A 12883-nucleotide genomic window follows, 5' to 3' on the forward strand; every position below is an offset into this window, starting at 1 on the left:
GCCGCCCACTTTGGCCGTCATGACGCGGCCCGTATCCGGGATGCGATTCGACGGCTCGCGCTGCAAAAGGCGCCGCTGACCCGGTCTACCTCGCGTAAACGTCGAAACTCGACAGAGTGAACACATATAAAACACATAGGCGACGTATACCGGCCGACGATGTCGCTAATTTAAATCTCCCCACCAATAATTCGGATCCTCACCGGCAAAGGCGCCGACCCAAAAACGCCGGGACTGGATGCGCTAGGCTCGCCGGCTCGAAACCGCCGCGCGCCCGGCGATTCCGACGCCGAAAACCGCCAGCCCGGCTGCCGCCGATTCCCACGGCAAGGTGGCGACCAGCAGCAGGCACCCGGCCAGCCCGCAGGCTTTCACCACGCGCCGCCGGCGCAACGTATACGCGGCGGCATTGGCGATCGCGTAGTAGACCAGCACGCCGAACGACGAAAAGCCGATCACCCCACGCAAATCGACGATGCTGACCAGCAGGCAGACCACCACGCCGACCGCGACCTCGGCGTGGTGTGGCACCCGGTGGGTCGGGTGCACGCCCGACAGCCAGCCGGGCAGGTCCCGATGCCGGGCCATCGCCAGCGTGGTGCGCCCGAGCCCGGCGATCAGCGCCAGCAGTGCGCCCAGGCTGGCCAGCGCCGCCCCGACCGAGACCACCGGCACCAGCACGGCGGGGGCGCCGGCGGCCCGGATCGCCTCGGCCAGTGGCGCAACGGCATTCGCGAGCCGCTCGGGCCCGGCGGCCAGCAGCGCGGCCACCCCGACAACCAGATAGATCACCACCGCGATCGCCAGGGTGATGGTGATCGCCCGGGGGATGGTGCGGGCCGGGTCGCGGACCTCCTCACCCATCGTCGCGATCCGCGCATACCCAGCGAACGCGAAAAACAGCAGCCCCGCCGACTGCAGCACCCCGTAGATCGAGCCGCGGAACCACGAGCCGCTCAGCTGCGACGGGTCCGGGTGGCCCATCGCTATGCCCAGGACGACGGTGGCCAGGGCGATCAGGGTGCAGGCCAACAGTATCCGGGCCAGCATTGCGGTCTTGGTGACGCCGCGATAGTTCAGGGTGGTCAGCAGGACCACGGCTGCGACCCCGACAAGCCGCTGCACCCACACGTGCGCACCGGGAACCGCGTAGGCGGCGACGGTGAGTGCCATCGCCGCGCACGATGCCGTCTTGCCGATCACGAATCCCCACCCGGCGATGAAGCCCCACCACGGGCCGAGGCGTTCCCGCCCATAGATATACGTTCCACCCGACATCGGATACACCGCGGCCAGTTGCGCCGACGAGGTGGCATTGCAGTAGGCGATCACCGCGGCCAGCGCCAGCCCGATCAACAGCCCCGCGCCGGCGGCCCGCGCGGCCGGGCCGAACGCGGCGAACACTCCGGCGCCGATCATCGAACCCAGCCCGATCACCACCGCGTCGGTCGTATGGAGCCGACGCGCCAGCCCGGGCTGATCTTCCACTCCACCTACCAGTGCGTGACCATCACGGTGTTGACCACCAGCGCACCGGCGGCGTTGATCGCCAGCCACACCCGGTGCGACCGCACCGGCAGCAGCGCGGGCGCGGCGGTCAGCCATATCGTGAACGGCAGCCAAATCCGTTCCACCTCGGCCTTACTCAGCATGCTCAGGTCGGCGCAGACGATCGCGGCCAGCATCGCCAGCAACAGCAAGTGCAAGCCGGAGCGACGGCGGATGGCGGCAGCGTCGAACACCCGGGTGATGCCCGCGACACCGCCCAGGCCGATCGCGCACACCACACAAGCCAGGTTGGCCCACCACCAATACTGGAACGGCCGGTCGTGGGCGATGCCCTGCCAATAGCGTTGCTGCACAAGCGTATAGCCGTCGAACCAGTAGAACCCGGCGACGGCGAAGGTCACCGCCACCGCCAACGCGGTCAAGGTGGCCGGGCCCAGAGCCCGCAGCGCGGGTCGAAAGTCGCCGGCCGACACCAACACCGCCGCCGCGGCGAGGCCCAGCAGCGCCAGGCCGTAACTGAGGAATACGCACCAGCCGAGCAGCAGCCCGGCGGCGGCCGCGACCAGCGCGGGAAAGCGAACCTGTCGATGCACGGCCACCGCCAGCAGCGCGATGCCCCACGCCGCGACACCGGCGAAGTAGCCGTCGGCCGAGACCGCCACCCAGATCGCCGTCGGCGCTATCGCGACGAACGGGGCGGCCAGCCGCGCCGTCTGCTCGTCGCCCAGTGCCCGGATGGCGACCAGCACCGCTGCCGCCGCGCTCGAGCCGGCCAGCAGGCACAGCAGACCCGCCCATGCGCCGCCGTGCAAACCGATTCGGTCCAGCCAGACGAACGTCAACAGTGCGCCGGGCGGATGCCCGGACACGTGGGTGATCCAGGAATTCGGCTGGTAGTCGAGAATCCGGGTGGAAAACGTGCGTACCGCCGCCGGGATGTCGGTGATGCTGGGCACCTGGGTCACGTATTCGTCCCGGGTGGTCAACCGGCCGGCGAAGCCGCGCTGCCAGCCGTCGATCATCGCCAGCGCGAACGCCCACCCGCAGGCCACCGTCCAGGTGCCCAGCGTCAACGTTCGCCACGAAAGGCGCTGTGCGACAACGGGTCCCCACACTACGATGGCCACGGCGAGCAGAATCGCCGGCCCGGTTCCCCAGCTGGCGTGCACCTCCCAGGCGCCGAACAGTGGTTCGGACTCGGCATTGGTGGCGAAGCGCTCCGCGCCGAGGTCGAGGCGCGGTCTGATGCCCCAGCCCAGCGACGGCAGCACCACCGCCGCCGCGACCAGAGCGGCACCGGCCGCGGCGGCCAGCATGTCCCGGCGGGCAATCCTCACGGTCGACAAGCCTATTGATCGGCGCCGAACCGGCGCACCAGCGCCGCTCGGTCCACCTTGCCGATGCCGCGGCGCGGCAGCGCGTCGACGATGTGCACCTCGCGCGGCGCGGCGGTGTTGTCCAGGGTGCGGGCGACATGTGCGCGTAGCGCGTCCAGCGTCGGCGGGCCGAAACCGTCCCGCACCACGATCGCCGCGACCACCCGCTGCCCCAGCCTGTCGTCGCCGAGGCCGAACACCGCACAGTCGCCGACGGCGGGGTGAGTGCACAGCGCGGCCTCGACCGGGTGCGGCAGCACCGTCAGCCCGCCGGTGCTGATCGCGTCGTCGGCGCGGCCCAGCACGGTCAGCACACCGGCCTCGATCGAGCCCAGATCGTCGGTGCGGAACCAGCCCGGCTCGGCGAACGGGTCGGGATCAACCGGGTTGCGATAGCCCTTGGCCACTGTGGCGCCGCCGATTGCGATGCGCCCGGCGTCGACCCGCAGCCGAACTCCGTCCAGTGCGACACCGTCGTAGACGCAGCCTCCCGCGGTCTCGCTCATCCCGTAGGTGCGCACCACCGCGATCCCCGCGGCCGCCGCGGCGTCGAGCACCGGTCGCGGTGCCGGGCCGCCGCCGAGCAGGACGGCGTCGAGTTCGGCGAGCGCGGCCGCGGCCGGCGGATCGGCCAAAGCCTTGGCCAGTTGGGCGGCGACCAGCGAGGTGTATCGGCGGCCGGAGCCCAATCTGCTTACCGCACTCCGCAATTCGGCGGTGTCGAACCCGGAGGAGACGTCCAGCTCGACGGGCGTCGAACCCGCCAGGACGCTGCGCACCAGCACCTGGATTCCCGCGATGTGATGCGGTGACAGGGCCAGCAGCCAGCTGCCCGGTCCGCCGAGACGGTCATGGGTGGCGGCCGCGCTGGCTGCCAGTGCCGCGGCAGAGAGCAAGGCGCCCTTGGGTTTACCGGTGGTGCCGGACGTCGCGACAACCAACGCGACGTCGTCGTCGATCGCCTCGCCTATCCGCAATGCGGGCAACTCGCAATCCGGTTGCACCGCAACGAAGGCCGACTCACGACCGGCCAGCACCCGCTCCAACGCGGGCAGCAGCACTGCGGCAGCGGAGCCGGGTGAGACGCCGAGCGCACGCAGAACAGCTATGCGTGCGCTCCGCCATCGAGCTCGTCGTCCTCGTCATCGTGAGGGTCGTCCAGCGGCCAGCCTTGGGCGGCCAACCGGGCCCGGACCCGCTCGATGTCCTCGGGCGACGGCAGCTCGTCGGTCAGCTTGCTGATCATCACGCCGATATCGATGTTGTCGAAATCGCCGCGTTCCATCAGCGCGTTGGCCACGAGTCGGACCTCGTCGTTGGTCAGTCGGTTGGCCAGCAGCGCCAGCAGGGCGAAGGTATCCGTCGGGGGAATGCCCTCCGGATAGCCCGCGCGCAACCACGAGACGACTGAGGTCAGGAATCGGTTCATTCGATCAACTCCGCCCGGGGGCTCGGTAGTTCGGTGGACAACGATTCGATGCTACTTAAGCTTGGCCCCTAAGAAGGGATACCCGGTGTGGTGCGCGATGAAATCGCGGGCGATGAACAGCACGCCAATAATGATCACGGCCACCACCAGCGTGTAGATCAGCCAAGCCAGGCCGGACAGCACCGGGTTCGGCTGCGACGTGGTGCCGTCAGTGCCGACGCCGCCGGCGCCGAGCGCCTGCAGCCGGATCCCGACGGCGAACAGCCCGGGCAGGAAGGCCCCGGCCAGCATGCTGAAGATCAGGATCTTCAGGGTTGCTTCGTAGTTGAACCACTCGCTCAATTCGTTCATCGGACGCTACCCCACACTCACGTCGTCGGAACCGGCAGTGGCGCCCACCTTGGCCCCGCTGGACGGCTTGTTCTCGTCAAGACCGGCGGTCAGGTCGCCCTTCCACTCGTCGTTGACGTTGTGCTGGTCGACCTTGTTCTTGCGCGACCGGACGTAAATGGCGGCCGAGGTCGCGACCAGGAGTCCGAAGCCGACGACGGCGCCGGGGTATCCGCCGATGTAGTGGACGATCCAGTAGGTGACCGCGCCGACCAGGCCGGCCAGCGGAAGCGTCACCAGCCAGGCAACGGCCATTCGGCCGGCCACGCCCCAGCGGACCTCGCCGCCGGGCTTGCCCAGTCCGCTGCCCATCACCGAACCGGTGCAAACCTGGGTGGTGGACAGCGCGTAGCCGAAGTGAGCGGACAGCAGAATGACTGCGGCCGAGGATGATTCGGCGGCCATGCCTTGCGGCGACGTGATCTCGACGAGTCCCTTGCCCAGGGTGCGGATGATCCGCCAGCCGCCCAGGTAGGTACCCGTGGCCATCGCAATGGCGCAGGCCACGATGACCCACATCGGCGGGACCGCGGCGCTCTTGCTGACCGAGCCGTAGGACATCAGCGCCAGGAAGATGATGCCCATCGTCTTCTGGGCATCGTTGGTGCCGTGCGCCAACGAGACCAGCGACGCCGAGCCGATCTGGCCGCGCCGGAACCCGGCTTCGGTCCGGTCCTTCTGCAGGCCGCGGGTGATCCGGAAGACCGCCCAGGTTGCGCACGCGCCCACCAGCAGGGCCACGAACACCGACACGATGGCCGGGATGATCGCCTTGGACATCACGCCCGACCAGATCACCCCGCGTGTTCCCACGGCCGCGATCGTGGCACCGATGATGCCTCCGATCAGCGCGTGCGACGAGCTCGAGGGGATACCGAACAGCCAGGTCAGCAAGTTCCAGACGACGCCGCCGACCAGGCCGGCGAACACCAGTTCCAGCGACACGATGCTGGAATCGATGAGGCCCTTGGCGATGGTGGCCGCGACGGTGGTCGACAGGAACGCACCGATCAAGTTCAGCACCGCGGAGAGCGCGACGGCTGTTTTGGGCTTCAGCGCGCCACTGGCAATCGAGGTCGCCATGGCGTTCGCGGTGTCATGAAAGCCGTTGGTGAAGTCGAAAGCCAATGCCGTGACTACGACAATGATCAAGAGGAACAGTTGTATGTCCACAGGGCCTGATTCTGGTGGTAGGGGGATTAAATTGTCGAATGCTGACAGCGGTGAAACTCAGGTAATTTTTGAACCGTCGCCAGATGTTACCTATCAGTTAACCGGTCGTTCCCTGTTGTTCACCTCGGGTGTCGCGGCGTAGCGGGTGGTCGCCGGGGACCTCGACGAAGATGAGGGTAATACCGTCCGGATCGGTCACGTGCATCTCCTTCAAGCCCCACGGTTCGCGGCGCGCTGCACGGGCAATCGGCACCCCGCGGCCGGTCAGTTCGGCCTGGGTCGCCTCGATGTCGCGGACCTGCAGCCACAACGCGCCGGGGAAGGGTCCGCGGGAGTGGTCGGTGTCGCTCCAGCCGGCCAGCTCCAACAAAGACTGACCCGCGAAAAACACTGTGCCGGCGCCATAGTCGCGATAGATGGCCAGTCCGATTTCGTCGCGGTAGAACGTCAACGACCGCTGATAATCAGCCGGCCGAAGCAGCATCCGGCTGAACAAGATCTCCATGGTCTCGTGTCTATCACGTTTGCGGTCCGACCCCGCTCAGCTGTCGGAGGCGCGGTTGGGCTGCAGGTTCTGGCGCTGCATCAGGGTGTTCACCCAACGGGGTCCGATGGTGTCGAGAGCCCGGGCCGCGATCGCCATCCGCGGCGCGATCCGCACCGGCCGGGTGCGGGCGGCGGTGACCATCCACTCGGCGGCCTCCTCCGACGTCAGCGCCGGCAACCCGTCATAGGCTTTCGTCGGCTCGATCATCGGCGTGGCCACCAACGGGTAGTACAGCGTCGTCGAGTGCACACCCCGGCGGCCCCACTCGGTTTCGGCGACGCGGCTCACCGCGGACAGCGCGGCCTTGGACGCGTTGTACGGCGCGAACAACGGCGAGGCCTCCGACAGCACCCCCCAGGTCGACACGTTGATGATGTGGCCGTCGCCGCGATCCAGCATGCCCGGCGCGAACCCGCGGATCAGCCGCAGCGGCGCGTAGTAGTTGAGCACCATGGTCCGCTCTACGTCGTGCCAGCGCTCCAGCGACTCGGCCAGCGGCCGTCGGATGGACCGGCCGGCGTTGTTGATCAAGATGTCGACGCCGCCGAGACGCCGGTCGACGTCGGCGACCAACGCGTCCACGGCGTCCATGTCCGAGACGTCGCAGGGCATCGACAGCGCCGTGCCGCCCGCGGCGGTGATCCGGTCCGCCAGCGCGTCGAGGCGATCCTGGCGGCGGGCGACGAGCACCACGGTGGCGCCGTGCTCGGCCAGCCGTTCGGCACCGGCTTCGCCGATGCCCGACGACGCCCCGGTCATCACGATCCGCTTGCCGTCGAGTTCGATCGGCTTGATCGCGGGCCGGTTGACCAGCACTTGCGGTGACATCGGCGGCCGCATGCTGGCCAGCACGATCTGGTCGGCGAACCGGCGCAGGGGACTCTTGCTCACAGGCCCGGAGTCTAGTTTCGCCGAGCCTGTAACCCTGCAGCCCATACTCGAACTTCCACTGCAGATTTACAGCCTCGATTGGCCGAGCCCCGAGAACTCGATGGGCGCGACCTCAGAAGTAGCGCGGGAAGGGGCTGTAGTCCGGGTCGCGCTTCTCCAGGAACGCGTCGCGGCCCTCGACGGCCTCGTCGGTCATGTAGGCCAGCCGGGTGGCCTCACCGGCGAACAGCTGCTGGCCCACCAGGCCGTCGTCGATCAGGTTGAACGCGAACTTGAGCATCCGTTGTGCCTGCGGGGACTTGGCGTTGATCTCGGCGGCCCACTCCACACCCGCCTTTTCCAGCTCGCCGTGGTCGATGACCGCGTTGACCGCGCCCATGTGGTGCATCTGCTCGGCGGTGTACGTGCGGCCCAGGAAGAAGACCTCGCGGGCGTACTTCTGGCCGATCTGGCGGGCCAGGTACGCGCTGCCGTAACCGCCGTCGAAGCTGCCGACGTCGGCGTCGGTCTGCTTGAAGCGGGCGTGCTCGCGGCTGGCCAGCGTGAGGTCGCAGACCACGTGCAGGCTGTGCCCGCCGCCGGCCGCCCAGCCGTTGACCAGGCAGATGACCACCTTGGGCATGAAGCGGATCAGCCGCTGCACCTCGAGGATGTGCAACCTGCCAGCGCGTGCCGCGTCGACTGTCTCTGCGGTCTCGCCCGAGGCGTATTGATAGCCGCTGCGGCCCCGAATTCGTTGGTCACCGCCGGAGCAGAACGCCCAGCCGCCGTCCTTGGGTGAGGGGCCATTGCCGGTCAGCAACACCACGCCGACGTCGGGGGACATCCGGGCATGGTCGAGCACCCGGTACAACTCGTCGACCGTGTGCGGCCGAAACGCGTTACGCACCTCGGGACGGTCGAACGCCACCCGCACGGTGGCGTCGGTGACATGCCGGTGATACGTGATGTCGGTCAGATCGCCGAACCCGTCAACGGGCTTCCAGACGTCGGCGTGAAAAGGATTGTCGCTCAAGGTTATTGAACTCCGTCCAGTCGAAATACCGCGCAGCGGCCTGCCAACGCTTCGAACTCCTCCGGGCGTCCCTCGTCGACCAGGCCGGCCCGCTTCATGAATCCCACCCCGGTGGGCACTTCTTCAGGGAACGCCCGCAACAGCGGGCGGGCATCCTCGGCAGCCAACTCGACCATCCGCACGCGCCGGATCTTGCGGCCGCGAGCCACCGTGACCTCTTCGGCGGCCCGGACGTTGGCAACCCAGTCGGCACCGGGAAAACCGGCGACGACGTACTCTCGGCCATCCACTGTCATTGGGGTCACCGGCGTCGACCGCGGGCGTCCAGATTTACGACCAGGCACGGTCAGCACGACCGGGCTCTCGCCGCCGAAGCTCAGCCCCAGCCGCGACATCCGGATGAAGACCTTGTTCGCAGGTTTCAGCCACCAGGGCGGCTTGGGGTCAGCAGCACGCGCCATGACAGCAACAGTAGTCAGCTTTGCGGCGCCCCCAGGAAGGGTTCGACACGTGCGCCCACGGCTATAGGGGCTCGTCCTCGACGGGGGAGTCGTCGTCTTTGGTCAGGTGGCGCAGGACTCGTTCGTTGAGAGCGGCGAGCATATCGAGCTCAGCCGGGCTGAGCAGGTCGATGAAGTTACGGCGGACGTCCTCCACGTGCCCTGGCGCCGCCTTCTCGATGGCGGCGCGGCCGGCAGCAGGCAGACCATGGTGCTGCGGGCGTCGTCGGGGTTGGGCTCGCGGCAGATCAGGCCGTCGTCCTGCATGCGCCGCACCTGATGGGACACGCGGCTCTTCTCCCAGCCCAGTGCGTTACGCAGGTCGCGCGCGGGCATGCGGTCCCCGTCGTGCTCCGAGAGCACCGCTAGCACCTGGTAGTCGGACCCGGACAGGCCCGATTCCTGCAGGCCCCGGTTCAGGTGCACGTCGAGCCGATGGTGCGCGTGCATGAAGGCCCGCCAGGCGCGTTCTTCGCGAGGGTTGAGCCAGTTCGGTTCCATCATGCAACACCCTAGCCGACTGGTTGACGCATCAACAAACATGCGATTAAGGTGGACGAGTCAACCTTTTCGAGTCACCCAAGAGAGGACGTCTCATGAGCAACATCAGCATCATTGGCACCGGCAACATGGCCCGGACCATCGGCGCGCTGGCGGTAGCGGGCGGCAACACCGTCGAGATCATCGGCCGCGATCAGTCCAAGGCCGCTGACCTGGCCAAGACTCTCGGCGGCAGCACAACGACGGGAGAGTTCGGGGCTGTCCCGGCCGGCGACATCGTCATCGTGTCCCTGCTGTATGCCAACGTCGTTCCGGTCGTCACCCAGTATGGGGACGCCCTCGCGGGCAAGGTCATCGTCGACATCAGCAACCCCTTCAATTCCACGGCAGACGGGCTGGCCATCCCCGCCGACACCTCCGTCGCGCAAGAAGTCGCCAAGGCGGCCCCGGCCAGCGCCAGCGTGGTGAAGGCGTTCAACACAATCTTCGGTGTGGTCCTGGAAAAGGGCCGGCCGCTCGACGTCTTCATGGCCGGCGACGACACGCGCGCCAAGGCCGCCATGGCGGAGTTCATCGAGAGCCTCGGGCTGCGCCCGTTGGACGTGGGTGGCTTGAACATGGCGCACTGGCTAGAAGCAACGGGCCTGGTCGTCATGGGCCTCGCCCGCCACGGGGTGGGGAACTTCGACTTCGCCCTCGGCGCCGCCGTGCCCGGCTGAGCCGCGGCGCCGCCCGAGCAGTGGTTGATCGATCACCGAATGAGAGGACTCTCGCCATGAAACTTGGCTTCGCACTTCCCATAGTCGGGCCCGCTATCACCAGCGCCGCCGGTCTGACCGAGTTTTGCCGCGGACTAGAAGACCTCGGCTACGACACGCTGTGGGTCGGCGATCGCCTGGTCACGCCCGTCGACATGCACAGCATCTATCCGGGCAAAGAGCAGCCGTACCCGCCGCAGATGACCCGCTACCTCGATCCGGTGCTGCTGTGGACCGTCGCCGCGGCGGCGACCAGCCGGGTTCGGCTCAACGCCAGCACGCTCAGCACGTTCTACTACGAGCCGGTCCACCTCGCGCGGCTGCTGACCACGCTCGACGTGCTCAGCGAGGGCCGCCTCGACGTCGGCGTCGGAATCGGGTGGATGAAGGACGAGCACGACATCGCCCGCAGCGCGGACTGGCACCGGCGCGGGCGGATGCTCGATGACCTGCTGGCGTTTCTGCACGAGTGGTGGACGACCACCCCGGTGTCCTGGCACAGCGAGTTCTTCTCACTGCCGCCGGTCCACGCCGACCTGCGGCCCGTCCAGCCCGGCGGTCCGCCCGTCTGGATCGGCGGTGCCAGCGAGGCCGCGATGCGCCGGGTCGGCCGCAGCGGGACGGGCTGGCTCGGGGTCGAAGGGTTGCAGGCGGAGGTCACCGACCAGTTGTGGTCGATCGCGCGCCGTGCGGCGCAGGACGCCGGCCGCGATCCGGACGCGCTGAAGACGGCCATGCGGATCAACCTCGACCCGGGCACGTCGGTTGAGTCGGTTGTCGGCAGGCTAGAGCGCCTCGCCGGGTCCGGTGCCGATGAGGCGATCGTGGATGCCTTCGCAATGTTCCCCAGCCTGGGTCAGATGCTCGACTTCGCCAGTCAGGTAGTCGCCCGATGGGGTGAGCGGGGGAAGGCCTGACGGCAGGGGAGCGGCGGCCTCCCCGTCGGGGGCCTCCCCGCCGAGCGCCCGGCTGGCCGGGGCACTCGGCCATCGACTCAGCCGACGGAGCGGGCGGCGCCTTCCCAGAACCGCGCCCGGACGGCCTTCTTGTCCGGTTTGCCGAGCCCGGTCAACGGCAGCGCGTCGACGACCTCGATCCGCTTGGGCGACTGCACCGAACCCTTGCGCTCCTTGACCGCGGCCTGAATCTCGGCGGTCATCTTCTCGATCGCCGCATCGTCCGTCGGCGCGTCGGAGCGCAGCACCACCACGGCGGTGACGGCCTCGCCCCACTTGTCGTCGGGCGCCCCGACCACGCACACCTGCGCGATCGACGGATGCTCGGCGATCACGTCCTCGACTTCGCGGGGGAAGACGTTGAAGCCGCCGGTCACGATCATGTCTTTGACCCGGTCCACGATGAAGTAGAAGCCGTCCTCGTCCTCGCGGGCCATGTCGCCGGTGTGCAGCCAGCCGTCCTTGAACGTCTCGGCCGTCGCCTCGGGCAGATTCCAGTAGCCGCCCGCCAAAAGCGGTCCGCTGACACAGATTTCGCCCGGCTCACCCTGCGGCACCGGCTTGCCGTCCTCACCCAGCAGCGCCACCCGGGCGAACAGGGTCGGGCGTCCGCACGAGGTCAGCCGCTTCTCGTCGTGATCGGCCTTGGCCAGGTAGGTGATCGCCATCGGCGCCTCGGACTGGCCGTAGTACTGGGCGAAGATCGGGCCGAACCGACGGATCGCCTCGGCCAGCCGCACCGGGTTCATCGCCGAGGCGCCGTAGTAGACGGTCTGAAGCGACGACAGGTCGCGGGTGTGCGAATCCGGATGGTCCATCAGGGCGTACAGCATCGACGGCACCAGCATGGTGGCCGTAATACGTTGCTCCTCAATGGTTTTCAACACCTCGGCGGGATCGAACTTGCCCAGCACCACCATCTCGCCGCCCTTGACCACCGTCGGCGTGAAGAACGCCGCGCCGGCGTGCGACAGCGGCGTGCACATCAGGAACTTCGGACGCTCGGGCCACTCCCATTCGGAGAGCTGGATCTGGGTCATCGCGGCGATGTTGCCGGTGGTGCCCAGCACGCCCTTGGGCTTGCCGGTGGTGCCGCCGGTGTAGGCCATGCCGCCGATGTGGTCCGGCGGCAGCTCGGCGACCACCAGTGGCTTGGGCTCGTACTTGGCCGCCTCGGCCGAGAGGTCCACCGCCACCCCGTCCAGTGCCCGGGGGACCGGGCCGATCGTCAGGATCTGCTTGAGCGACTCGACCTTTTCCAGCAGCCCCAGCGCCCGCTCGACGAACGCCGGGCTGGGGTCGACGATCAGCGAGCTGGCGCCGCAGTCGGACAGCACGTAGGCATGGTCGTCCAGCGAGCCGAGCGGATGCAGCGCGGTACGCCGGTAGCCCTGGGTCTGGCTGGCGCCCAGGATCATCAGCACCTCGGGACGGTTCAACGCCAGCAGCCCCACCGTGACACCGGTGCCGGCGCCGAGCGCCTCGAACGCCTGGATGTACTGGCTGATCCGCTCGGCGAGTTGGCCGCCGGTCAGCGTGGTGTCGCCGAGAAACAGCACCGGCCGGTTCTTGTGGCGCTTGAGCGCGCCCACCAGCAGATGGCCGTTATGGGTCGGATGGCGCAACAGGTCGTCACTCATAGCGTCAGACTAGAACGTGTTGCAATTCGGGTCAGCCGCACCCTCGCGGACGCCGGGGATCATTAGGATCGCTACTCAGTGTCAGGGTGAGGTTGCCGCTTGTTGCGGTGGTTGGATCCTGATCACCTGGTGTCTGGCTCGTAGCGTCGCTGCCGCCCTCGGGTTGGCGTTCATGGGTTTTGTCGGCATCAGGTGTGA

12 protein-coding genes and 2 pseudogenes are annotated in these 12883 nt (G+C 68.1%); 2 read left to right on the forward strand and 12 right to left on the reverse strand.

Annotation, left to right across the window (positions count from 1 at the left end):
* Window positions 1-243: 243 nt before the first annotated feature.
* The 11 genes and pseudogenes from BN973_RS06000 to BN973_RS06050 form a co-directional block, all read right to left on the reverse strand.
* Window positions 244-1488 carry an APC family permease gene (locus BN973_RS06000; RefSeq protein WP_036466581.1) on the reverse strand — a complete coding sequence of 415 codons (1245 nt, stop codon included), beginning with the start codon at window positions 1486-1488 and terminating at the stop codon, window positions 244-246.
* Between the two features lie 5 nt (window positions 1489-1493).
* Window positions 1494-2846 carry a hypothetical protein gene (locus tag BN973_RS06005; protein WP_036472090.1) on the reverse strand — a complete coding sequence of 451 codons (1353 nt, stop codon included), beginning with the start codon at window positions 2844-2846 and terminating at the stop codon, window positions 1494-1496.
* An 11-nt stretch (window positions 2847-2857) separates the two neighbouring features.
* Window positions 2858-3922 carry an o-succinylbenzoate--CoA ligase gene (gene menE, locus BN973_RS06010; RefSeq protein WP_232232184.1) on the reverse strand — a complete coding sequence of 355 codons (1065 nt, stop codon included), beginning with the start codon at window positions 3920-3922 and terminating at the stop codon, window positions 2858-2860.
* A gap of 68 nt (window positions 3923-3990) precedes the next feature.
* Entirely contained in the window at window positions 3991-4314 is a 324-nt protein-coding gene (locus BN973_RS06015; RefSeq protein WP_036466583.1) for a DUF3349 domain-containing protein, read from the reverse strand.
* A 51-nt stretch (window positions 4315-4365) separates the two neighbouring features.
* Complete coding sequence (locus BN973_RS06020) at window positions 4366-4656, reverse strand: hypothetical protein (protein WP_139830181.1); 291 nt, start codon at window positions 4654-4656, stop codon at window positions 4366-4368.
* 35 nt (window positions 4657-4691) lie between these two features.
* Window positions 4692-5877 (reverse strand): annotated as a pseudogene (locus tag BN973_RS06025) (anion permease); the annotation flags it as partial.
* Between the two features lie 97 nt (window positions 5878-5974).
* Complete coding sequence (locus BN973_RS06030; protein WP_036466587.1) at window positions 5975-6382, reverse strand: VOC family protein; 408 nt, start codon at window positions 6380-6382, stop codon at window positions 5975-5977.
* A gap of 36 nt (window positions 6383-6418) precedes the next feature.
* Window positions 6419-7315, reverse strand: coding sequence for an SDR family oxidoreductase (locus BN973_RS06035; protein WP_036466588.1), 897 nt, complete (start codon window positions 7313-7315; stop codon window positions 6419-6421).
* A gap of 112 nt (window positions 7316-7427) precedes the next feature.
* Complete coding sequence (locus BN973_RS06040; protein WP_036466589.1) at window positions 7428-8330, reverse strand: 1,4-dihydroxy-2-naphthoyl-CoA synthase; 903 nt, start codon at window positions 8328-8330, stop codon at window positions 7428-7430.
* Window positions 8331-8332: 2 nt separating this feature from the next.
* Window positions 8333-8791: a nitroreductase family deazaflavin-dependent oxidoreductase gene (locus tag BN973_RS06045; protein ID WP_036466590.1), complete on the reverse strand. Its 459-nt coding sequence runs from the start codon at window positions 8789-8791 to the stop codon at window positions 8333-8335.
* Between the two features lie 61 nt (window positions 8792-8852).
* Window positions 8853-9331 (reverse strand): annotated as a pseudogene (locus BN973_RS06050) (MarR family winged helix-turn-helix transcriptional regulator).
* Window positions 9332-9426: 95 nt separating this feature from the next.
* Between BN973_RS06050 and BN973_RS06055 the strand changes: the two are divergent.
* Entirely contained in the window at window positions 9427-10050 is a 624-nt protein-coding gene (locus tag BN973_RS06055; protein WP_036466591.1) for an NADPH-dependent F420 reductase, read from the forward strand.
* A gap of 56 nt (window positions 10051-10106) precedes the next feature.
* Complete coding sequence (locus BN973_RS06060; RefSeq protein WP_036466592.1) at window positions 10107-11006, forward strand: TIGR03619 family F420-dependent LLM class oxidoreductase; 900 nt, start codon at window positions 10107-10109, stop codon at window positions 11004-11006.
* 77 nt (window positions 11007-11083) lie between these two features.
* Here the strand turns inward: BN973_RS06060 and fadD8 are convergent, their stop codons facing one another.
* A complete protein-coding gene (gene fadD8 / locus BN973_RS06065; RefSeq protein WP_036466595.1) occupies window positions 11084-12685 on the reverse strand; it encodes a fatty-acid--CoA ligase FadD8 in 1602 nt (533 codons plus the stop codon).
* Between the last annotated feature and the right edge of the window lie 198 nt (window positions 12686-12883).

Origin of the sequence: Mycobacterium triplex, assembly GCF_000689255.1 — a bacterium.
GTDB lineage: Bacteria > Actinomycetota > Actinomycetes > Mycobacteriales > Mycobacteriaceae > Mycobacterium > Mycobacterium triplex.

Excerpts from the sequence above, each read along its gene's own strand:
- BN973_RS06045 (WP_036466590.1), bottom strand. The coding sequence starts at position 8,791 with ATGGCGCGTGCTGCTGACCCCAAGCCGCCCTGGTGGCTGAAACCTGCG.
- BN973_RS06060 (WP_036466592.1), top strand. The coding sequence starts at position 10,107 with ATGAAACTTGGCTTCGCACTTCCCATAGTCGGGCCCGCTATCACCAGC.
- BN973_RS06030 (WP_036466587.1), bottom strand. The coding sequence starts at position 6,382 with ATGGAGATCTTGTTCAGCCGGATGCTGCTTCGGCCGGCTGATTATCAG.
- BN973_RS06015 (WP_036466583.1), bottom strand. The coding sequence starts at position 4,314 with ATGAACCGATTCCTGACCTCAGTCGTCTCGTGGTTGCGCGCGGGCTAT.
- fadD8 (WP_036466595.1), bottom strand. The coding sequence starts at position 12,685 with ATGAGTGACGACCTGTTGCGCCATCCGACCCATAACGGCCATCTGCTG.
- BN973_RS06055 (WP_036466591.1), top strand. The coding sequence starts at position 9,427 with ATGAGCAACATCAGCATCATTGGCACCGGCAACATGGCCCGGACCATC.